The following is a 22475-nucleotide window of genomic DNA, read 5'->3' as shown; positions in this document are numbered from 1 at the left end:
GGGAATCGCCGACCCTCGGCGCTTGGGGTCTGGGCTGGGAAGTCTGGCTGAACGGCATGGAAGTGACTCAGTTCACTTACTTCCAGCAGGCGGGCGGCATCGAGTGCTACCCGGTGACCGGCGAGATCACTTACGGTCTCGAGCGTCTGGCCATGTATCTGCAAGGCGTGGATTCGGTCTACGACCTGGTCTGGGCTGACGGCCCGATGGGCAAAGTCACCTACGGCGACGTGTTCCACCAGAACGAAGTGGAGCAGTCGACTTACAACTTCGAACACGCCAACGTCGACAAACTGTTCGAACTGTTCGACTTCTATGAAAGCGAAGCCAAGCGCCTGATCGAACTCGACCAGCCGCTGCCGTTGCCGAGCTACGAAATGGTGTTGAAGGCTTCGCACACCTTCAACCTGCTGGATGCGCGCCGGGCGATCTCGGTGACCGCGCGTCAGCAATACATTCTGCGCGTACGCACCCTGGCGCGTTCCGTTGCGCAAGCCTACCTGCTGGCACGCGCCAAGCTGGGCTTCCCGATGGCGACCCCGGACCTGCGTGACGAAGTACTGGCCAAGCTGGAGGCTGCACAATGAGTGCGCAAGATTTTCTGGTTGAACTGGGCACCGAAGAACTGCCACCGAAAGCCCTGAACACCTTGGCTGAAGCGTTCCTCGCCGGTATCGACAAGGGCCTGCAAGCCGCTGGCCTGAACTACGAGACTAAAACCGTCTACGCTGCGCCGCGTCGTTTGGCCGTGCTGATCACCGCGCTGGCCACTCAACAGCCGGATCGCAGCATCAACCTCGACGGCCCGCCACGTCAGGCGGCGTTCGACGCTGAAGGCAATCCGACGCAAGCAGCCTTGGGTTTTGCCAAGAAGTGCGGCGTCGATCTGAGCGAAATCGATCAGAGCGGCCCGAAACTGCGTTACAGCCAAAGCATCGCCGGCAAGCCGACCGCGAGCCTGCTGCCGACCATCGTCGAAGATTCGCTGAACGACCTGCCGATTCCGAAACGCATGCGTTGGGGAGCGCGCAAAGAAGAGTTCGTGCGTCCGACCCAATGGCTGGTGATGCTGCTCGGTGACCAGGTCATCGACTGCACCATCCTCGCGCAGAAGGCTGGCCGTGATTCCCGTGGCCACCGTTTCCATCACCCGCAAAGCGTGCGCATCGGTTCGCCGTCGAGCTACCTCGCCGACCTGCGTGCCGCTTACGTGCTGGCCGACGCCAACGAGCGTCGCGAGATCATCAGCAAGCGCACCGAAGAGCTGGCCACCCGTCAGGAAGGCACGGCAATCGTTCCGCCGGCACTGCTCGACGAAGTGACCGCGCTGGTTGAATGGCCGGTGCCGCTGGTGTGCTCGTTCGAGGAACGCTTCCTCGACGTGCCGCAAGAAGCGCTGATCACCACCATGCAGGACAACCAGAAGTACTTCTGCCTGCTGGATGCCGACGGCAAGTTGCTGCCACGTTTCATCACAGTGGCCAACATCGAAAGCAAAGACCCGCAGCAGATCATCGCCGGTAACGAGAAAGTGGTTCGCCCACGTCTGACCGACGCCGAGTTCTTCTTCAAGCAAGACAAGAAACAGAAACTCGAAGCTTTCAACGATCGCCTGAAGAACGTGGTGTTCCAGGAAAAACTCGGCAGCGTCTACGACAAGGCCGAGCGCGTTTCCAAGCTGGCCGCGTACATCGCCGCTCGCATCGGCGGCAACGCTTCGTGGGCTGCCCGCGCTGGCCTGCTGTCGAAGTGCGACCTGGCCACCGAGATGGTCGGCGAGTTCCCGGAGATGCAAGGCGTCGCCGGTTACTACTACGCCCTCAATGATGGCGAGCCGGAAGACGTCGCGCTGGCGCTCAACGAGCAGTACATGCCACGCGGTGCCGGTGCAGAACTGCCAGCGACCCTGACCGGTGCAGCCGTTGCCATCGCCGACAAGCTCGACACCCTGGTCGGTATCTTCGGTATCGGCATGCTGCCAACCGGCAGCAAAGACCCGTATGCGCTGCGCCGTGCGGCACTCGGCGTGCTGCGGATCCTCATCGAGAAAAAACTCGATCTGGATCTGAACGACGCCGTGGCTTTCGCGGTGAATGCGTTCGGTGCCAAGGTCAAGGCTGCCGGCCTCAACGAGTCCGTGCTGGAATTCATCTTCGACCGCCTGCGTGCGCGTTACGAAGACGAAGGCGTCGAAGTGGCCACTTACCTGTCGGTACGTGCCCTGAAACCGGGTTCGGCGCTGGACTTCGACCAGCGTGTGCAAGCGGTGCAGGCCTTCCGCAAACTGCCGGAAGCGGCAGCACTGGCGGCGGTGAACAAGCGTGTATCGAACCTGTTGAGCAAACTCGAAGGCGCGGTACCGACCGAGGTGCAAGCCAAGTACTTCGACAACGCCAACGAGTTCTCGCTGTACTCGGCGATCCAGCAAGCGGATCAAGCGGTGCAGCCGATGGCTGCGGCGCGCCAGTACAACGAATCGCTGGCACGCCTGGCGGCATTGCGTGAGCCGGTGGATGCGTTCTTCGACGCGGTGATGGTCAATGCCGACGACGCCAATGTGCGGGCCAACCGTTACGCGCTGCTAGCGCGTCTGCGTGGTCTGTTTCTCGGTGTTGCCGACATTTCGCTGCTAGGTTGAGGGATTGCTGTTGAAACTGCTGATTCTCGATCGGGACGGAGTGATCAATTACGACTCCGACGCTTACATCAAGTCAGTGGCGGAGTGGATTCCGTTGCCCGGCTCGATCGAAGCGATTGCGCAGTTGAGCAAGGCCGGCTGGACGGTGGCGGTGGCCACCAACCAGTCGGGCATTGCTCGCGGCTATTACGACCTCGCCACCCTGGATGCCATGCACGCGCGGTTGCGCGAGCTGGTGGCGGAGCAGGGCGGTGAAGTCGGGCTGATCGTGTATTGCCCGCACGGGCCGGACGAAGGCTGCGATTGCCGCAAGCCGAAACCGGGGATGTTGAAAACCATCGCGGCGCATTACGACGTGGCGTTGACGAATGTCTGGTTCGTCGGCGACAGCCTTGGTGACCTGGAGGCCGCCAAAGCCGTCGATTCACAGCCAGTTTTGGTAAAGACCGGAAAAGGCGCAAACACTCAGGGCAAAACCCTGCCGGTTGGCACTCTGATTTTTGACGATCTGGCGGCGATTGCCGCAGAACTTATCCACAACTAGAGTACTTCTGAAGTTCCTGACCAGGGATTGATCGGGAGTGCGCTTGAACACTCGGGCATTGCCCCGTCACGGTAAACGTCACTATGTCGATACTGCGGGCCATCAGGATTTTTCTCTTTTACCTGCTGCTGGGCACCACCTCCCTGCTGTGGTGCAGTTTGAGTTTTTTCATCGCGCCGTTTTTGCCATTCAAGGCGCGTTATCGTTTTATCAACGTGTACTGGTGCCGTTGCGCCTTGTGGCTGACCAAGGTATTTCTCGGTATCCGTTACGAAATCAAAGGTGCGGAAAACGTGCCTGACCGGCCCTGCGTGATTCAGTCGAACCACCAGAGCACTTGGGAGACTTTCTTTCTCTCTGCCTATTTCTCGCCGTTGAGCCAGGTGCTCAAGCGCGAATTGCTCTACGTGCCGTTTTTCGGCTGGGCCATGGCCATGCTGCGGCCGATCGCGATTGATCGCGACAACCCGAAAGCGGCCCTGAAACAAGTCGCTGCCAAAGGTGACGAGCTGCTCAAAGACAACGTTTGGGTGCTGATTTTCCCGGAAGGTACACGCGTTCCTTACGGCACTGTCGGCAAGTTCTCCCGCAGTGGTAGTGCTTTAGCGGTGAATGCGGCGCTTCCGGTGCTGCCGATTGCACACAATGCCGGCAAGTTCTGGCCGAAAATCGGTTGGGGCAAGAAGTCCGGGGTCATCACTGTGATCATCGGCGAACCGATGTATGCCGAAGGAACGGGCCCGCGCGCCATCGCCGAACTGAACGACCGGGTACAAGCCTGGAACGAGAAGACTCAGCGGGAAATGGGTTCGCTGCCACCCATCCCGCAGGCACCGGCGGCAAGCGATCAGATCGCTGTCTGAGATTTTGTGGATAACCTGTGTACGGTTTTGTTGAAAACGCTTGAATATTGAAATTAAGTGATTGATTTACTTATATATTTCTCAAGCTCATAAAACACCGTAAAAGGTGCATAAGTTTTTTTCGGAAGTAAAAAAACCGGCTGATATAGCCGGTTTTTTTGTGCCTGATCATTCGGGGATCAACGGTAACTCAAGCAGGAACGTGGTGCCTTGATCGACCGTGCTGCGGCATTCGATTCTGCCGCCATGGTGATCGACCACCGCTTTGACCATCGACAAGCCGAGGCCCACCCCGTCGATGCCCTGCGCGGAGGAAAAACGTCGGTATTGACTGAACAGCTCGGGCAATTCATTGGCGGCGATACCCTTGCCTTGATCCGACAGTTCGCATCGTAACCATTCTTCCTGACAGCTCACACGCAGCTGAATAGTAGTATCTGGCGGACTGTACTTGATGGCGTTTTCCAGCAAATTGAATAGTGCACGGGTCAGCAAGCCCTGGTCAGCCGAAATCAGCCGCTCTTGGGATTCATCATCCATGGTGTTGAGCAGTTCGATACGTTTCTGCTGGGCGATGGGCAGCGCCTGGTCCAGCACGTCCATCACCAACATCGCGAACAGGCTTGGCTGGAATTGATACGCCTCGGATTCGGCCCTCGCCAGTAAAACGAAACCATCGGTGAGATCCAGGGCCCGGCGCACTTGGCGTTCGATTTGTTCGAACAGCGGCGTATCGGTGCCAGCCTGATGTCGGTGCACGTCGAGCAAAGCAAGAATTGCCGAATGCGGGGCACGCAGATCGTGCGAGAGGAATCGCAGCAAAACTCCGCGTTGCTCCTCGGCCGCGCGTTCCGCGCTGAGGTCGGTCAGGCTGAGCAGCCATCCGATCGGGGTGTCGCCATCGACCGGCAGCAGCGCGGCACGCTCGAGCCGCAGGCTGCGTTCCTTGCTATCGCGAAACTCCAACAGCGGCAGGGCAGACAATGTCGGTCGCGCCTCTGTGGATAATTCCGGATAACCCAGGCGCGCCAGCTGATCAAGCACGTCATCCCCCACCAGAACATGATCAAACAGTGCACGGGCCTTGCGGTTACCCAGCAGGATCTGCCCTTTGGGATCACTGATCAGCGTGGCGACGGGCAGGTATTCCAGGCCATCGGCAATGAACCGTCGGGTATCGCGGGTACGGCTCATGGCCTGCTCAAGCGCCATGATCTGACCCTGCAAGCGATCAGCACCGGTGAATTGCGAGCGACGACGTTCGGGAAAAACCTTCGGTTCACTGTCCAGTCGTGCCAGCTCCCAGCCGAAGTACGTCAGCACCACGCTCAGGCGCCGCCAGTTCCAGATCAGATAACCGAACAACATCCCCAACACCGCTGGCGTCGGTGACCACCAGCGGTGAATTTCCGCTAAACCTGCACTGACCACCAGCGCGCACGCCATGCCGATCAATGTGACCCAGAGCGCCCAGCGCGGACGCCATAACAGCAAGCCAAGACTGCCGGCCACCAAGGCGACCGACAACAAGGCGCCCATGGTAGGAGGCGCATCGTGCAAGTTGACCTGCGCGCGATAAGACAGCAGCGCAGTCAGCGGCAACAGCACTAGACTTATCCACAACCATTCGCGCACCAACCGACGAAACAGTCGCTGCACCTGGCTCGGTTCACGGCTTTCACGCCGACGCTGATTGTTCATAGGGAAAAAGGGCAGGGCAGTGTGAATGGTTTCATAGGCCACAGGTCTGAGACGTAGACCCGAAGAATCATAGCGGACGTCGACCAACGGCGGGCCGCTTACTTTCAAGGTGATGACCAAGCGACTATGGTTGACGCCCAACTGCCCCAGCAACAAGGAACCATCGCGTATGCGCGTTGCGATACTGGACGACGAACCCGCTGAACTGCGCCGGGTCGAGCAAACCCTGCAGCAAATGGCCGATGCCGGCGAGCAGCCGTGGTCACTGCATAGCTTCGAACGCGGTGAAGACCTGCTGCGGCAATTACGCCGGGAAACCTTCGACCTGCTGATCCTCGACTGGCAACTCCCAGACCTCACTGGACTGGCGCTGCTGCGTTGGACTCGCGAGCATATGGAAGCACCACCGGCGGCAATCATGCTGACCAGTCGCGATGGCGAAAGCGATATCGTCCAGGCATTGAATGCCGGGGCTGATGATTACGTCAGCAAGCCATTTCGGCCGAATGAGCTAAAGGCGCGGGTTACCGCAGTACTGCGTCGACACAGCCAGCAACGGGCGGCTGCGACGGAAGTGCTGAGCTTCAATGATTTGACGTTTGATGACGCTGAACTGACCGTCACTCGCGAGGGCAAACCCATTGTCATGACCGAGCGAGAGTATCGATTGGCCCGTTGCCTGTTCAGCAATCTCGGGCGGCCATTGTCGCGGGATTATCTGTACGAGCGGTTCTGGCCGCATGAGGAGATGGCGTCATCGCGACCGTTGGATACGCATGTCTATAGGTTGAGGAATAAGCTGGGGCTGACGGCGGATCGGGGTTGGCAGTTGCTGACGATTTATGGGTATGGGTATCGGTTGGAGTGTGTGACCGCGATGTCTGGTGATACAACGGATCATTAGCTGAATCGACCAGTCACACTGGTCGATCTTCCAGCCAACTCAGGGGATGTCACGCCACGATCGGCGCACGCCAGTCATCTGAACCTGTCGTGCCACAAATTTCGTGGGTCCAGATGATTTTACGATAAGTGAAATATACATCTTCTAACTGCGTGAAATGCGCCATATCCAGATCTTGGCAGTTCGGCATTCTGGAGTGCACCTCTACTATTACGGCATCCACCAGTTCAATACTGAAATAGTGTTCTTGTGTACCTACAGCGGAAGTTCGATACCAGGCAATATGGCAGTTATCCAAGACTTCCCCACTGGTCAACGCATTGAAGATCAGAGGAGATGCTTTATCGAAAACCTTGGTAATGACAAGAGGCTTATGGACCCGCTGACCCGTTGGCTGGCCAGATTGAGGGTCGCGTGGAATGATGACCTGATGGCTGAAGGCTTGAACCAATATCTGGTCATCATGCCCTTCTTGGTAAGTATTACCGACTGAATCCGCTGTAAAAGCTCCAGCGCTGATCAAGTTTTGTCGATTACCACTAATCGTTAAATAGGCTGGTGTTGGCATAACAAAATCCCCCATTTTATTCTAGATATTCATTACGCTTCACCCTTGTCGTAAGACAATTGCGAAGCGCATGTAAGATAAATAGAACCGGTGTAAATATATGTAGGAATAATCTCGTCAGCGCGAAGGGATAGTCTTCTTATTTGAGAGTTTCATTCAACACAAAATGGTCGGGAATTAAAAAGCCAGCGCATTGCGCTGGCTTTTTTTCATGCGTTTGCGATAGGACAGAGGATCAGAAATCCAGGTTCGAAACCGCCAGCGCATTGCTCTCGATGAAGTCACGGCGAGGTTCGACCGCATCACCCATCAGGGTGTTGAAGATCTGGTCCGCGCCAATGGCGTCTTCGATGGTGACTTTCAGCATGCGGCGCACGCTTGGGTCCATGGTGGTTTCCCACAGCTGATCCGGGTTCATTTCGCCCAGACCTTTGTATCGCTGGATGGTGTGACGCTTGGTGCTTTCAGCCATCAGCCAGTCCAAAGCTTCCTTGAACTCGGTGACCGCTTTCTTGCGCTCGCCACGCTGGATGTACGCGCCTTCGTCGAGCAGGGTGCTCAGTTGAGCGCCGAGGGTGACGACGGTTTTGTAGTCGTTGCTGCCGAAGAAGTCGCGGTTGAAGGTGACATAGTTCGACAGGCCGTGGGAGATCAGTTCGACCTCTGGCAGCCACACGCCACGCTCACGGTCTTCACGCAGGCTGGCCTTGTAGACCAGACCGGATTTTTCCACGGTGCGCAGACGCGCTTCGTACTGGGCCAGCCACTCTTGCATTGCTGCGTGGTCGCCGAGCTTTTCCAGGCTCACGGCCGGCAGGTAGATGAAGTGCTCGGTCAGCTCCTGCGGGTACAGGCGCGACAGACGCTTGAGGGTCTTCATCACCATGCGGAAGTCGTTCACCAGACGCTCGAGCGCCTCACCGGAAATGCCCGGGGCTTCTTCGTTCAGGTGCAGGCTCGCGTCTTCCAGGGCCGACTGCGTCATGTACTCTTCCATGGCGTCGTCGTCTTTGATGTATTGCTCTTGCTTGCCTTTCTTGACCTTGTACAGCGGCGGCTGGGCGATGTAGATATAGCCGCGCTCGATCAGCTCCGGCAACTGACGGAAGAAGAAGGTCAGCAGCAGGGTACGGATGTGCGAACCGTCGACGTCAGCATCGGTCATGATGATGATGTTGTGATAACGCAGCTTGTCGATGTTGTATTCGTCGCGACCGATACCGCAGCCCAGTGCGGTGATCAAGGTGCCCACTTCCTGAGAAGAGATCATCTTGTCGAAACGGGCTTTCTCGACGTTGAGGATCTTGCCCTTCAACGGGAGGATGGCCTGGGTCTTGCGGTTACGTCCCTGCTTGGCAGAGCCGCCCGCGGAGTCACCTTCCACCAGGTACAGTTCGGACAGCGCCGGGTCTTTTTCCTGGCAGTCAGCGAGCTTGCCCGGCAGGCCGGCGATGTCCAGCGCGCCTTTGCGGCGGGTCATCTCACGGGCTTTACGCGCCGCTTCACGGGCACGCGCCGCGTCGATCATCTTGCCGACGACCAGCTTGGCTTCGTTCGGGTTTTCCAGGAGGAAGTCGGAGAAGTACTTGCCCATTTCCTGTTCGACCGCGGTCTTCACTTCGGAGGAGACCAGCTTGTCTTTGGTCTGCGAGCTGAACTTCGGATCCGGCACTTTCACCGAGATGATCGCAGTCAGGCCTTCACGGGCATCGTCACCGGTAGTGGCGACTTTGTGCTTCTTCGCCAGACCTTCCTGCTCGATGTAGTTGTTCAGGTTACGCGTCAGTGCCGAACGGAAGCCAACCAGGTGGGTTCCGCCGTCGCGCTGCGGAATGTTGTTGGTGAAGCACAACAGGTTCTCGTTGAAGCTGTCGTTCCACTGCAGAGCGATTTCCACGCCGATGCCGTCTTCACGCTGGATGTTGAAGTGGAACACCTGGTTGACCGCAGTCTTGTTGGTGTTCAGGTATTCAACGAACGCACGCAGGCCGCCTTCGTACTTGAACAGTTCTTCCTTGCCGCTGCGCTCATCCTTGAGGACGATGCCGACGCCGGAGTTGAGGAAGGACAGTTCACGAATGCGCTTGGCCAGGATGTCCCAGCTGAAGTGAATGTTCTTGAAGGTTTCGCTGGAAGCCTTGAAGTGGATCTGGGTACCGGTGGTTTCGCTGTCGCCAACGATGGCCATCGGTGCCTGAGGTACGCCGTGGACGTAGGTCTGTTCCCAGATCTTGCCGCTGCGGCGAACGGTCAGTACCAGTTCTTCGGACAGCGCGTTCACTACCGACACACCTACACCGTGCAGACCGCCGGATACTTTGTAGGAGTTGTCGTCGAACTTACCGCCAGCGTGGAGGACGGTCATGATGACCTCGGCGGCGGAAACGCCTTCCTCTTTGTGCACGTCTACCGGGATGCCACGGCCGTTGTCTTTAACGGTGATGGACTCATCCGGGTGGATGATGATGCTGATGTCGTCGCAGTGGCCGGCGAGGGCTTCGTCGATCGAGTTGTCGACCACCTCGAACACCATGTGGTGCAGACCGCTGCCATCGTCGGTGTCACCAATGTACATACCGGGACGTTTGCGTACGGCATCCAGGCCTTTCAGCACTTTAATGCTCGTTGAGTCGTACGTATTTTCTTCGCTCAATGCCTTCACTCCCGATGGTCGTGGGTCTGGGTGATACGGCCCTGTTCCACGTGGAACAGAGCGACTGGCGTTTCCGTCTGCCAGCCTTCCCTCAATAATTCGTGATCTACACAGGTAATGAACACCTGGCAGCGTAAGTCTTCCAGCAAGCGGCACAGCGCGCGACGGTGGCTCTCGTCCAGTTCGGACGGCAAGTCATCCACCAGATAAATACACTGACCGCGTCGGGCCTGGCTGACCAGATGCCCCTGGGCAATCCGCAATGCACAGACCACTAACTTCTGCTGACCCCGGGACAAAATGTCCGCGGCATTGTGTGCGCCCAATCTAAGACGCAAATCAGCTCGTTGCGGCCCGGCCTGGGTATGACCCATTTGCTGGTCCCGTTGCACGGAACCGGCCAGTACGGCGCTCAATTCCCGGTCTTTGTCCCAGCCTCGGTAATAGCTGAGCGTCAAACCTTCGAGCTCAACCAGTTCGCTCAAGGTTTGTTCAAAGACTGGTTTCAAGGCTTTGATGTAAGCGCGGCGGTATTCATCGATTTCAGCGCTGGCCTGGCACAGTTCTCTGTCCCAAACCGCTTGCGAAACGGCGTCAAGTGTACCATGTCGCAGCCAGGAGTTTCTCTGGCGCAAGGCCTTCTGCAAACGCTGCCAAGTGGTCATGAATCGTGGTTCGACGTGGAACACGCCCCAGTCGAGAAACTGCCGGCGAATCTTCGGCGCGCCTTCGAGCAGGCGGAAGCTGTCGGGGTTGATCAACTGCAGTGGCAGGATCTCCGCCAGTTGCGCTGCGCTGCGGGCGTTCTGTCCGTCGATACGGATCTGAAACTCTCCCTGACGATCACGCGATATCCCCAGCGCACTGTGGCCACCCTCGGCCAATTCAACCTGACCGAACACGGTACAGGCGAGCTGCTCATACTGGATGACCGGCAACAGCCGCGTGCTACGAAACGAACGGGCAAGCCCCAGAAGATGAATGGCTTCCAGAACACTGGTTTTGCCGCTGCCGTTGGCGCCGTAAAGGATGTTGATGCGGGGAGAGGGGGAGAAGGTCACCGGGTGCAGATTGCGCACCGCGGTGACCGAAACACGACTTAAGGACATCCAGAGTCAGCTGATTACAGACGCATCGGCATGACAACGTAAGCCGAATCGTCGTTGTCGGACTCCTGCACCAGCGCACTGCTGTTGGAGTCGGACAGGATCAGGCGAACCTGCTCGGTGGTCATCACGCCCAGCACGTCAAGCAAGTAGCTTACGTTGAAGCCGATTTCCAGCGAACCGCCGTTGTATTCAACGCCCACTTCTTCTTCCGCTTCTTCCTGCTCCGGGTTGTTGGCCTGGATCTTCAACTGACCGCTGGCCAGTTGCAGACGGATACCACGGTACTTCTCGTTGGACAGAATCGCGGTACGGCTGAACGCTTCACGCAGCGCCTGACGATCACCGAGTACGAGTTTGTCACCACCTTTCGGCAGTACGCGTTCGTAATCCGGGAATTTACCGTCGACCAGTTTCGAGGTGAAGGTGAATTCGCCGGTGGTGGCGCGGATGTGATGTTGACCCAACACGATGCTGACATTGCCGTCCGGCTCGGTGAGCAGACGCGCCAGTTCGAGAATACCTTTGCGCGGCACGATCACCTGATGGCGATCCGGCTGGCCGATATCGGCTTTCATCGAGCACATGGCCAGACGGTGACCGTCGGTGGCCACGGCGCGGATGATGTCTTCGGACACTTCCAGCAGCATGCCGTTGAGGTAGTAACGCACGTCCTGCTGGGCCATGGCGAAGCTGGTGCGTTCGATCAGACGACGCAGTTTGCTTTGCTCAAGGCTGCAAGTCAGCGAGCCAGGACCTTCTTCAACGGTCGGGAAATCGTTGGCTGGCAGAGTCGACAGGGTGAAACGGCTACGGCCGGCTTTCACCACCAGCTTCTGCTCGTCGACCTTGATGTCGATCAGCGCATCGTTGGGCAGGCTTTTGCAGATATCCATCAGCTTGCGCGCCGGCACGGTGATGGAACCTGTTTCAGCCGGCTCCTCGAGTTGCACACGACCGACCAGCTCGACTTCCAGATCGGTACCGGTCAGCGACAGTTGCTGGCCTTCGACTACCAACAGCACGTTGGACAGTACCGGCAAGGTCTGTCGACGCTCGACGACGCCTGCGACCAGTTGCAGGGGTTTCAACAGGGCTTCGCGTTGAATGGTGAAATGCATGGTCTAGTCCCTTGCCTTAATAAGCTGCGCTGGTGTTCATCAAGTGGTCAGTGTACGCAGCAGGTTCTTGTAGTCCTCGCGGATGTCCGCGTCGGATTCCTTAAGTTCGTTGATCTTGCGGCAGGCGTGCAACACGGTGGTGTGATCGCGGCCGCCAAACACATCGCCGATTTCCGGCAGGCTGTGGTTGGTCAGTTCCTTGGACAACGCCATGGCTACCTGACGCGGACGAGCGACCGAGCGCGAACGACGCTTGGACAGCAAGTCGGAAATCTTTATCTTGTAGTACTCGGCGACAGTGCGCTGAATGTTATCCACAGAGACCAATTTATCCTGCAACGCCAACAGGTCTTTCAGGGATTCGCGAATCAACTCGATGGTGATATCGCGGCCCATGAAGTGCGAGTGAGCGATCACACGCTTCAGCGCGCCTTCCAGCTCACGGACGTTGGAACGAATACGCTGGGCAATGAAGAACGCTGCATCGTGCGGTAACTCGACTTTGGCCTGGTCGGCCTTCTTCATCAAGATCGCCACGCGGGTTTCCAGTTCCGGCGGCTCGACGGCAACCGTCAGGCCCCAGCCGAAGCGGGATTTGAGGCGCTCTTCAAGGCCTTCGATTTCTTTCGGGTAGCGGTCACTGGTGAGAATGACCTGCTGGCCACCTTCAAGCAGAGCGTTGAAGGTGTGGAAAAACTCTTCCTGCGAACGTTCTTTACGGGCGAAGAACTGAATATCGTCGATCAGCAAGGCATCCACCGAACGATAGAAACGCTTGAACTCGTTGATTGCGTTCAGTTGCAGCGCCTTGACCATGTCGGCCACGAAACGCTCGGAATGCAAGTACACGACCTTGGCATTCGGGTTCTTCTTTAATAGATGGTTACCGACCGCGTGCATCAAGTGGGTTTTACCCAGGCCGACACCACCATAAAGGAACAGTGGGTTGTAGCCGTGCTTGGGATTGTCCGCCACTTGCCAGGCTGCCGCACGGGCGAGCTGGTTGGATTTACCTTCGACGAAGTTTTCGAAGGTAAAGGTGCGGTTCAGGTAACTGGTGTGCTTGAGCGCACCTTCTACCTGCACGGTGCGCTGTTCGGCGCGAACCGGGGCCTGTTGCGAGGCCGCACCGGACATCGGGTCGAAACTGTCGCGAGACGGCTCATCGCTGACTTCGGGGCTTTTTTGCGTCGAGCGCTTGGCTGCCGGTGCTGGCGCTTGCGTAGGTGCCGGCGCGTTCACAGGCGCGGCATTTGCCTGGGCCTGGGAAACCTGCGCGGCGGCCAGCGGTGCATTCGGTGCCGCACGCGGTGCCGAACTGCGTTTGCTGCCTATTAACAAGGAAAGCGCCGGCGCCATGCCGTTGCCATGCTCATCCAGCAGTTCAAGGACGCGGCCCAGGTACTTTTCGTTGACCCAGTCCAGCACAAAGCGGTTCGGTGCGTAGACGCGCAACTCGTCGCCTTCGGCTTCGACCTGTAGTGGACGGATCCAGGTGTTGAATTGTTGGGCAGGCAGCTCCTCGCGCAAAAGCTCCACGCACTGCTGCCAAAGTTCCACTGACACGGATATCCCCTAAGTTGAAAGCCGGTGAGGCAAAAACAAGCGGCCATTGTAGCGGCGAGCCGTCCACTTATCCACATGCAGGTTGCCCGGTGACCATGATTTATCAATGCGTTAAATCAGAAAAAGGCGACCAACGGTGTGTGAATAAGCTCTGTGGATAACCGCCTCTAAGGGCACTGGACAACTGGGGGTTGAACTCGGTGGATAACCCGCCTGTGGATAACAGCCCATTCCACGCACAGGTTATCCGACAGCGCAGCACAGGCTGAACACGGTTTTCCACTGTAGTTGTCATTCTCTGTACAGCAGGTAACACATGGGCTGCTGTTACTTATCCACAGAAGAAGGCGTGCCTAGCTTTTATAAGCTTTACAGAAAAGCTTTAAATAATTCCCTTCTTTATTTTTATGTTTGGCAGACAAGCTTTCAGGCAGAGAGAGCCCCGAGATCTATTTATAAGGAAACGTTGGTTGGAAATTGACCTGAAGGCTTGCTTTCTCTAGAATCCCCGGTCTCTTAAAACGGGGGCCATTCCGGCCCGTTGTGGACGAACCAGGTAACACGACATGAAACGTACTTTCCAACCAAGCACTATCAAACGCGCCCGTACCCACGGTTTCCGTGCTCGCATGGCTACCAAGAACGGCCGTGCTGTCCTGTCGCGTCGCCGCGCCAAAGGTCGTGCGCGTCTGGCAGTTTGATAATCCGGTACTGGAGGTGAGTCAGGACTTCAGTCGGGAAAAGCGTCTGCTTACCCCCCGGCATTTCAAGGCAGTCTTTGACTCCCCTACCGGCAAGGTTCCGGGGAAAAATCTCCTGCTCCTTGCACGCAACAACGATCTTGATCACCCCCGTCTCGGGCTGGTTATCGGGAAAAAGAGCGTAAAGCTCTCCGTTGAGCGCAATCGCCTCAAACGTTTGATGCGCGAATCATTCCGTCTGCACCAGGATTCACTGGTCGGCTGGGATATCGTTATCGTCGCGCGCAAAGGTCTGGGCGATGTAGAAAACCCCGAATTGATTCAGCATTTCGGCAAACTCTGGAAGCGTCTTGCACGCAGCAAGCCCGTTCCAGAAGTCAAAACCGAAACTGTAGGGGTAGACAGTCCAGATGCGTAAACTGGCCCTCGTTCCGATCCAGTTTTATCGCTATGCCATTAGTCCTTTAATGGCCAACCACTGTCGTTTCTACCCCAGTTGTTCCTGCTACGCGTTAGAAGCCATCGAAAATCATGGCCTTCTGCGCGGTGGCTGGCTGGCCTTTCGTCGTTTAGGTCGCTGTCATCCGTGGAATCCCGGTGGTTATGACCCGGTTCCACCTATCCCTACCTCCCGTTCTTCTTCGATGGCCGAGTAATCATGGATATCAAACGCACGATCCTGATCGTCGCCCTGGCAATCGTGTCCTACGTTATGGTTCTTAAATGGAACCAGGACTATGGCCAGGCTGCCCTGCCGACTCAGAATGTTGCTTCCAGTACGACTACATCCGGTTTGCCGGACACCGCCACTGGCAATAATGCTGCCGCCAGTGACGATATTCCGCGCGCCGCTAGCGATACCAGCGCACCTGCCGAAACTCCGGTAGCCGCCAGCAAGGATCTGATCCAGATCAAAACCGATGTGCTCGATCTCGCGATCGATCCACAGGGTGGCGATGTTGCTCAACTGACCTTGCCTTTGTATCCACGTCGTCAGGATCGTCCTGATGTGCCGTTCCAGCTGTTCGATAACGGTGGCGAACGTGTTTATCTGGCACAAAGCGGTCTGATCGGCACCAATGGCCCGGATGCAAATCCAGCCGGTCGTCCGGTTTACTCCTCGGAGAAGAAGACTTATCAACTGGCTGACGGTCAGGACCAACTGGTCGTAGACCTGAAGTTCAGCAAGGATGGCGTCAATTACATCAAGCGTTTCACTTTGAAACGCGGCCTGTATGACGTAGCCGTTTCCTACATTGTGGATAACCAGAGCGCTCAGCCCTGGAACGGCGCAATGTTCGCTCAGTTGAAGCGCGATGCAAGCGCTGATCCTTCGTCCACAACCGCTACTGGCACCGCGACTTACCTGGGCGCAGCCCTGTGGACAAGTTCGGAGCCGTACAAGAAAGTGTCCATGAAGGACATGGACAAGGCACAGCTGAAAGAAACCGTCACCGGTGGTTGGGTAGCCTGGCTGCAACACTACTTCGTGACTGCGTGGATTCCGGCCAAGGGCGAAAACAACATCGTCCAGACCCGTAAAGACAGCAAAGGCAACTACATCATCGGTTACACCGGTCCTACACTGACCGCTGCTCCGGGTGCCAAAGTTGAAACCAGCGCTGTGCTGTACGCCGGTCCGAAAAGCCAGGCTGTATTGAAAGAGTTGTCCCCAGGTCTGGAACTGACCGTCGACTACGGCATTCTGTGGTTCATTGCCCAGCCAATCTTCTGGCTGCTGCAACATATCCACGCCATTGTCGGTAACTGGGGCTGGTCGATCATCTTCCTGACAATGCTGATCAAGGGTATTTTCTTCCCTCTGTCGGCTGCCAGCTACAAATCGATGGCGCGTATGCGTGCTGTCGCGCCGAAACTGGCTGCTCTGAAAGAGCAACATGGCGATGACCGGCAGAAAATGTCGCAAGCCATGATGGAGCTGTACAAGAAAGAGAAGATCAATCCGCTGGGCGGCTGCTTGCCGATCCTCGTACAGATGCCGGTTTTCCTTTCGCTGTACTGGGTTCTGCTGGAAAGCGTGGAAATGCGCCAGGCGCCGTTCATGCTGTGGATCACTGACCTGTCGATCAAGGATCCGTTCTTCATTCTGCCGATCATCATGGGCGCAACCATGTTCATCCAGCAGCAGCTGAACCCGACTCCGCCGGATCCGATGCAGGCGAAGGTCATGAAAATGATGCCAATCATCTTCACCTTCTTCTTCCTGTGGTTCCCGGCAGGTCTGGTGCTGTACTGGGTTGTGAACAACTGCCTGTCGATTGCACAACAGTGGTACATCACGCGTAAGATCGAAGCGGCGACGAAAAAAGCCGAGGCGTAACTTGCACTGTGGATAACACCACTCAAAACGCCCCCTAGTGGGGCGTTTTGCTATCTGCCACTTTTGTCTGGATTCCGGTTTATGAGCACACCGCGTGAAACCATCGCCGCTGTCGCCACCGCTCAAGGTCGTGGCGGTGTGGGCATCGTCCGTATTTCCGGGCCGCTGGCCAGCGTTGCCGCGAAAGCTATTAGCGGCCGTGAACTGAAACCGCGTTACGCCCATTACGGGCCGTTTTTCAGTGACGACCAGCAAGTGCTCGATGAAGGTCTGGCACTGTATTTCCCGGGACCGAACTCGTTCACTGGCGAAGACGTGCTGGAATTGCAGGGTCACGGCGGCCCGATCGTTCTGGACATGTTGCTCAAACGTTGTCTGGAATTGGGTTGCCGTTTGGCCCGTCCGGGAGAGTTCAGTGAACGTGCTTTCCTCAATGACAAACTCGACCTGGCCCAGGCCGAGGCGATTGCCGATTTGATCGAAGCCAGTTCGGCACAGGCTGCACGCAATGCGCTGCGTTCTTTGCAGGGGGCGTTTTCCCAGCGTGTGCATAACTTGACCGAACAACTGATAGGTCTGCGCATCTACGTCGAAGCCGCCATCGACTTTCCCGAAGAGGAAATCGACTTCCTCGCCGATGGCCATGTGCTGAGCATGCTCGACAAAGTCCGTGATGAGTTATCCACAGTACTGCGTGAAGCCGGGCAGGGCGCGTTGTTGCGCGATGGCATGACCGTGGTGATTGCCGGTCGTCCGAATGCCGGCAAGTCCAGCCTGTTGAATGCGTTAGCCGGCCGGGAAGCGGCGATCGTCACCGAGATTGCCGGCACCACCCGCGATATTCTGCGTGAACATATCCACATCGATGGCATGCCGTTGCACGTTGTCGATACTGCAGGTCTGCGTGATACCGATGATCATGTGGAAAAGATCGGCGTTGAACGGGCGTTGAAAGCCATTGGCGAGGCAGATCGAGTGTTGCTGGTGGTCGATGCGACCGCTCCGGAAGCACTGGATCCGTTTGCCCTGTGGCCTGAATTCCTCGAAACCCGCCCGGATCCGGCGAAAGTTACCCTGATTCGCAACAAAGCGGATCTGACCGGCGAAGCGATTGTCCTGGAAACCAGTGAAGACGGCCATGTCACGATCAGTCTCAGCGCCAAGTCGGCCGGTGAAGGTCTGGATCTGCTGCGCGACCATCTCAAGGCGTGTATGGGTTACGAGCAAACCTCGGAAAGTAGCTTCAGCGCACGTCGTCGACATCTGGAGGCATTACGTCATGCCAGTGCTGCGTTGGAACACGGCCGAGCCCAGCTGACATTGGCTGGCGCTGGGGAGTTGCTCGCCGAAGATTTGCGTCAGGCCCAGCATTCTCTCGGCGAAATCACCGGAGCCTTCAGCTCTGATGATCTGCTGGGACGAATATTTTCCAGTTTCTGTATCGGCAAATGACAAAAAGGGGCTGTGGACAATTTATCCACAGCCCCTTTTTCATTTACCAGTTGTAGGAAACCGTACCGAGCAAGGTGCGGTCTTCACCCCAATAGCAGCGGCCAGCATCGTTGCAACCCGACACATATTCTTTGTCGAACAGGTTCTTCGCATTCAGGTCGATGCTCCAGTGGGTATCGATCTGATAACCGATGGCCGCATCCACCAAGGTGACATCGCCGGCATCCAGCTTCCCGTATAGAGAAGGCGAGGTGTAAGCGAAGGCACTGTCGAAGTAACGCACACCACCGCCGACGTACAGACCTTTCAAGTCGCCATCGAGGAATCGATATTTCGCCCAGACCGAAGCCTGATTACGCGGCACGCCGGTCATTTGATGGCCTTTGACCAATGACGTCGCGGCATCCTTGGTGATTCGCGCGTCGGTGTAGGTATAAGCCGCAGTGACGTTGAGGTTCTGGGTCAGGTTGCTGTTGAGTTCCAGTTCCACACCTTTGGAACGGCTTTCACCCACTTGGCGATAGCTCGACGTGGTGGCGTCGAAGTAGGTGTCGTCTTTTTTACGCAGGTCATACACCGATGCAGTGAAGGCGGTGTCCCAACCGATCGGTTCGTACTTCAGGCCCACTTCGTATTGGCTGCTGGTGATCGGATCGAGCGGTGCGCCGGCATTGGAAATCTGCTGCACCGGCACGAACGAGGTGGAATAGCTGACATACGGCGTCATGCCGTTGTCGAACTGGTACATCACGCCGCCCTGATAGGTGAATTTCTTATCCTCGGAGCTGATGTCGCTCGACTGGGCCACCTTGTCGCGGAAGTCGCTGTCGACCCAATCCTGCCGGCCACCGAGCAGGAATAACCAATGGTCATATTTGCTTTGGATCTGTGCATAAACGCCTCTCATCTGCTGCTCAAGCAAGGTGTTTTGCACTGCGATCGGGGTGGTTGGATCACGCAGGTAAACCGGATTGTAGATATCGATCGGCCCGACGATGCCGGCATTCCAGTCCTGATTGAACGAAGTGCGGTCGTAGCTGGCACCGAACAACACAGTGTTTTCCAGACCGCCGACCTGAAATTTGCCCTCCAGTTGGTTATCCAGCGAGTACACCATCGACTTGTTGAAGCGATCGTACGCGGTCATGTTCAGACGCGTACCGAATCCAGCGTTGTTGAGGTTGCCTGGCCAGGTTTCGTGGCGGGTGATGCGCGACTGCATGTAGCGGGAGTTCTGCCGGAACTGCCAATCGTCGTTGAACGAGTGACTGAATTCGTAGCCGGTGCTCCAGGTTTCCCGCTCGAAGGTGTTCCAGTCCGGATCGCCGAGCATGGTGCCTTTGGATAACTTGCCGTTGGGGTTGGTCAGCAAAGTCCCGGCGGCCGGTAGGCCAAGTTCCATGTTGGTGTGATCCTTCTGGTAGTTGGCCAGCAGGGTCAGCGTGTTGAAATCATCGAAATTCAGGGTCAGCGAAGGGGCGATGTAGATGCGATCATCTGGTACGTGGTCGGTCTGAGTGTCGGATTTTCTCCCAAGCATCACCACCCGTCCGAGCACGTTGCCGCTGTCATTGAGCGGGCCGGAGACATCAACGCCAATCTGCCGGCGATTGTTCGAGCCATAACCCAACTGCACTTCACCTTGCGGTGCAGCGGTCGGTCGTTTGCTCACCAGATTGACCAGCCCGCCCGGAGCGTTTTCCCCATACAGTAGAGAAGACGGGCCACGGAAAATCTCGACGCGCTCCAGTCCGTAGGGCTCGGTGCTGGTGTCGTAGCGATTGCCTTGTACGCGTAATCCATCGCGCAACAGACCGTAGCCATAATCGGTGGCGTTGAAACCGCGAATATAGAAGAGGTCTCCGGCCAGACTGTCGCCAGCGGCAAACGGTGGCGCAAAGATCCCCGGCACGTAGCCTAGCACCTCGGTGAGTGTCTGAGATTTCTGATCTTTCATGCGTTGTGCGGTGACGACTGACACGGAACGTGGCGTTTCCGATAACGGCGTACTGGTTTTCGTACCGATTCGACTGTTCTGCGCCTTGTATCCGACGTCCGCCGCGTAATCCAGATTCATCGGGTTGGCCAACTGACCATTGATGTTGGTCGGGGCCAGCTCCAGCGAATCATCGTTCGGCAGCGCCTGCAGAATGTAACTGCCCGGCGCCTGCGGTGCGGCTTGCAAACCCGAGCCTTGCAGCAGTTGGGCGAAACCCTGGTCGACGGTGAAGTTGCCGTTCAACCCGGCGCTACGCAAGCGGCTGGTCTGTTGCGGCGAGAACGACAGAATCACGTTGGCGGCCGAGGCGAACTGGCTCAGTGCATTGTCCAGCGGGCCCGCTGCAATCGCATAACGCTGGGTGACCGATGCAGCGACGGCGTTATGGCTAATCACCAGACCGGACGCGGCGCTGGTCATCAGTAGGCTGTAAGTAATGCAGTGGTAGGAAAAACGCTGACGGAACGTGGGAAGACGCATGTGTGGATAAGCCCTGAAGGTGGCGAAGAGCCGCGTTTATCGCGATTACCTGTAGGGCCGGGTCAGGGCAAAAAAAGATAACCCTGTTTTCGATTTATTTTCCCCAAGGCGAAATTTCGATCAAGTGTTGTGGCTGATCGAGACCCAGTATCGAGTGAAATAGCGCACGTTGATCGGCAGCGACGCCTGAAGATTCGCCAGGACAGCGTCGGTTGAATTGAGGCGGAATGTCCCGGAAACCCGCAGCTCCCGGGCACGCCCGTCGCAATGCAAAATCCCGCTGCGATAACGGCCCAATTCTTCAATAACATCACCCAAGCGTGCATCGAGGACGATCAATTGGCCGTTGATCCACGCCACTTCCGAGGTTCTGAAGGGATGAATGAGCCCTATGTGCTGACGATCAAAATCAGCGCCTTCGCCTGCCTGCAAGATTTTTGCGGCCGTTGAAGTATCACCGGGCTGAACACTGACCCGGTCTTCCAGCACTCCAACACGGGTTGATCTCGATAACTGGTGAACGGAGAAACGAGTGCCGAGTGCTTGAATCCGGCCATCCCGGGTTTCGACGAAAAAGGGCCGTTGATCACCCAGCTTTCCGGTTTGAATGAGAATCTCGCCGGAGCGCAGGTAAATCAGCCGCTGTGCCGGGTCGAAAGACACATCAATGGCAGTGTCGGTATTGAGTTGAATCTGGCTGCCATCCGCCAATGTGATATTGCGACGCTGGCCAACGCCGGTTTTATAGTCGGCCCAGACATTTCCCAAGGAAGTGTGTTGCTGAACATTCCATCCTACAAACCCCGTCCCCGCTGCGAGCATCAACAATTTCAGCACTTGGCGACGTTGCTGACCGGTATTTAGCGCACGACGTTTCAGATCCTGCGGCAGGGTGCCTAGGTGGCGCTGCAATTGTTCCATCTGGTTCCACGCCGCCAGATGCGCCGGGTCGCTATCTATCCACATCTGCCAGGCCTTTTGTTCAGCGAGCGTTGGTGGATCCGCCTGAAACTGCACATACCAGCTGGCGGCTGCTTCGAAGATCTGGCGATTGGGAGTGATGGCCATCAACGTTGCGCCATGATCAGGGCACATTCAGTCAGGGCGCGGATCATGTGCTTCTTTACGGTGGTCAGTGAAACCTTTAACTGCAGGGCGATCTGTTGATAAGTCAGGCCATCGATCTGCGACAGCATGAAGATCTGTTGGCTTCTCGCGCCGAGCCCGGCCAAGGCTTTATCCACAGCGACCAGGGTTTCGATGATCAGCGCCTTGTCTTCTTCGCTGATGGCGGTCGCTTCTGGTCGAGCCGCCAAGCTCTGCAAGTAGGCGACTTCGATGGCCTGTCTTCTATAGCGATCAATGACGAGGCCGCGTGCAATGGTGGCCAGATAATCCCGTGGTTCACGAATCTGTGCGGCATTACGTGCCGCCAAAATCCGCACGAAGGTGTCATGCGCGACATCGGCGGCATCGCAGGCGTCATGCAATTTTCCCTTGAGCCACCCGTATAGCCACGAATGGTGTTGCACGTAGATTTGCTCGATCGCAGCGTTATGGGTGGGTGGGGACATGGGAGAAACTGACGAGTTAATGATAATGGCTATTATTAGCCTCTGTTACGTTCTCTCACAATAGCCCTTTCAAATTCCTCTATCGGCTTCCTGATCGTCACCGATCTTTCGATGGCGCTTTTTTTTGCACCCAGAAAAAACCATTTGGTCGATTTTCTGTGGATTAAGCCCTGTGAATAACTGCCACTGAGGTCGGTTGATAACAGGGCTTCAAAGCTGGATATAAACCCCTCTGTGGATAACCACCCCTTTCATCCACAGGCT

At 56.8% G+C, this 22475-nt stretch carries 19 protein-coding genes; 10 read left to right on the top strand and 9 right to left on the bottom strand.

Annotated elements, in window-relative coordinates:
• The 4 genes from F8N44_RS31565 to F8N44_RS02430 all read left to right on the top strand — a co-directional run.
• Positions 1 to 587 (top strand): glycine--tRNA ligase subunit alpha (locus F8N44_RS31565; protein WP_224794719.1); only part of this gene is annotated, 587 nt, incomplete at its 5' end.
• Positions 584 to 2638 (top strand): glycine--tRNA ligase subunit beta, encoded by a 2055-nt coding sequence (gene glyS, locus F8N44_RS02440; protein WP_150649159.1) that lies wholly within the window; start codon positions 584 to 586, stop codon positions 2636 to 2638. The genes F8N44_RS31565 and glyS, both read left to right, overlap by 4 nt.
• A gap of 4 nt (positions 2639 to 2642) precedes the next feature.
• Positions 2643 to 3182, top strand: coding sequence for a D-glycero-beta-D-manno-heptose 1,7-bisphosphate 7-phosphatase (gene gmhB, locus F8N44_RS02435; RefSeq protein WP_191630841.1), 540 nt, complete (start codon positions 2643 to 2645; stop codon positions 3180 to 3182).
• Between the two features lie 83 nt (positions 3183 to 3265).
• Positions 3266 to 4045 (top strand): lysophospholipid acyltransferase family protein, encoded by a 780-nt coding sequence (locus F8N44_RS02430; RefSeq protein ID WP_150649157.1) that lies wholly within the window; start codon positions 3266 to 3268, stop codon positions 4043 to 4045.
• A gap of 168 nt (positions 4046 to 4213) precedes the next feature.
• Here the strand turns inward: F8N44_RS02430 and F8N44_RS02425 are convergent, their stop codons facing one another.
• Positions 4214 to 5746, bottom strand: coding sequence for a sensor histidine kinase (locus F8N44_RS02425; protein ID WP_150649222.1), 1533 nt, complete (start codon positions 5744 to 5746; stop codon positions 4214 to 4216).
• Between the two features lie 169 nt (positions 5747 to 5915).
• Here F8N44_RS02425 and F8N44_RS02420 point away from each other — a divergent pair, with 169 nt between their 5' ends.
• Positions 5916 to 6650 carry a response regulator transcription factor gene (locus F8N44_RS02420; RefSeq protein ID WP_150649156.1) on the top strand — a complete coding sequence of 245 codons (735 nt, stop codon included), beginning with the start codon at positions 5916 to 5918 and terminating at the stop codon, positions 6648 to 6650.
• Positions 6651 to 6699: 49 nt separating this feature from the next.
• Here F8N44_RS02420 and F8N44_RS02415 read toward each other — a convergent pair whose 3' ends face one another.
• The 5 genes from F8N44_RS02415 to dnaA form a co-directional block, all read right to left on the bottom strand.
• On the bottom strand, positions 6700 to 7218 hold the full coding sequence (locus F8N44_RS02415; protein ID WP_150649155.1) for an Hcp family type VI secretion system effector: 519 nt from the start codon (positions 7216 to 7218) through the stop codon (positions 6700 to 6702).
• 235 nt (positions 7219 to 7453) lie between these two features.
• Positions 7454 to 9871: a DNA topoisomerase (ATP-hydrolyzing) subunit B gene (gene gyrB, locus F8N44_RS02410; RefSeq protein WP_007911885.1), complete on the bottom strand. Its 2418-nt coding sequence runs from the start codon at positions 9869 to 9871 to the stop codon at positions 7454 to 7456.
• A 5-nt stretch (positions 9872 to 9876) separates the two neighbouring features.
• Positions 9877 to 10980, bottom strand: a complete 1104-nt coding sequence (gene recF / locus F8N44_RS02405; protein WP_150649154.1) for a DNA replication/repair protein RecF — start codon at positions 10978 to 10980, stop codon at positions 9877 to 9879.
• Between the two features lie 14 nt (positions 10981 to 10994).
• Complete coding sequence (gene dnaN, locus F8N44_RS02400; protein ID WP_150649153.1) at positions 10995 to 12098, bottom strand: DNA polymerase III subunit beta; 1104 nt, start codon at positions 12096 to 12098, stop codon at positions 10995 to 10997.
• 39 nt (positions 12099 to 12137) lie between these two features.
• The gene (dnaA, locus tag F8N44_RS02395; protein ID WP_150649152.1) at positions 12138 to 13664 is read right to left on the bottom strand and encodes a chromosomal replication initiator protein DnaA; all 1527 of its coding nucleotides are present in this window, start codon (positions 13662 to 13664) and stop codon (positions 12138 to 12140) included.
• Positions 13665 to 14230: 566 nt separating this feature from the next.
• Here dnaA and rpmH point away from each other — a divergent pair.
• From rpmH to mnmE, 5 genes are all read left to right on the top strand, one after another.
• Positions 14231 to 14365, top strand: coding sequence for a 50S ribosomal protein L34 (gene rpmH, locus F8N44_RS02390; protein ID WP_003213577.1), 135 nt, complete (start codon positions 14231 to 14233; stop codon positions 14363 to 14365).
• Between the two features lie 16 nt (positions 14366 to 14381).
• A complete protein-coding gene (gene rnpA, locus F8N44_RS02385; RefSeq protein WP_042704971.1) occupies positions 14382 to 14783 on the top strand; it encodes a ribonuclease P protein component in 402 nt (133 codons plus the stop codon).
• A complete protein-coding gene (gene yidD / locus F8N44_RS02380; RefSeq protein ID WP_077430980.1) occupies positions 14776 to 15021 on the top strand; it encodes a membrane protein insertion efficiency factor YidD in 246 nt (81 codons plus the stop codon). Before rnpA ends, yidD begins: the two co-directional genes overlap by 8 nt.
• A 2-nt stretch (positions 15022 to 15023) precedes the next feature.
• Complete coding sequence (gene yidC, locus F8N44_RS02375) at positions 15024 to 16706, top strand: membrane protein insertase YidC (RefSeq protein ID WP_095119693.1); 1683 nt, start codon at positions 15024 to 15026, stop codon at positions 16704 to 16706.
• An 81-nt stretch (positions 16707 to 16787) separates the two neighbouring features.
• Positions 16788 to 18158: a tRNA uridine-5-carboxymethylaminomethyl(34) synthesis GTPase MnmE gene (gene mnmE / locus F8N44_RS02370; RefSeq protein WP_150649151.1), complete on the top strand. Its 1371-nt coding sequence runs from the start codon at positions 16788 to 16790 to the stop codon at positions 18156 to 18158.
• A 43-nt stretch (positions 18159 to 18201) separates the two neighbouring features.
• Here mnmE and F8N44_RS02365 read toward each other — a convergent pair whose 3' ends face one another.
• The 3 genes from F8N44_RS02365 to F8N44_RS02355 form a co-directional block, all read right to left on the bottom strand.
• Entirely contained in the window at positions 18202 to 20637 is a 2436-nt protein-coding gene (locus tag F8N44_RS02365; protein WP_150649150.1) for a TonB-dependent siderophore receptor, read from the bottom strand.
• A 120-nt stretch (positions 20638 to 20757) separates the two neighbouring features.
• The gene (locus tag F8N44_RS02360; RefSeq protein ID WP_150649149.1) at positions 20758 to 21705 is read right to left on the bottom strand and encodes a FecR domain-containing protein; all 948 of its coding nucleotides are present in this window, start codon (positions 21703 to 21705) and stop codon (positions 20758 to 20760) included.
• Positions 21705 to 22211, bottom strand: a complete 507-nt coding sequence (locus F8N44_RS02355) for a sigma-70 family RNA polymerase sigma factor (RefSeq protein WP_150649148.1) — start codon at positions 22209 to 22211, stop codon at positions 21705 to 21707. Before F8N44_RS02355 ends, F8N44_RS02360 begins: the two co-directional genes overlap by 1 nt.
• Positions 22212 to 22475: the final 264 nt, after the last annotated feature.

It is taken from the genome of Pseudomonas fluorescens, assembly GCF_902497745.1.
In the GTDB taxonomy this organism is placed as follows: domain Bacteria; phylum Pseudomonadota; class Gammaproteobacteria; order Pseudomonadales; family Pseudomonadaceae; genus Aquipseudomonas; species Aquipseudomonas fluorescens_BM.
Note: the sequence above shows the minus strand (reverse complement) of the source record. Positions and strands in the feature narration are given on the sequence as shown.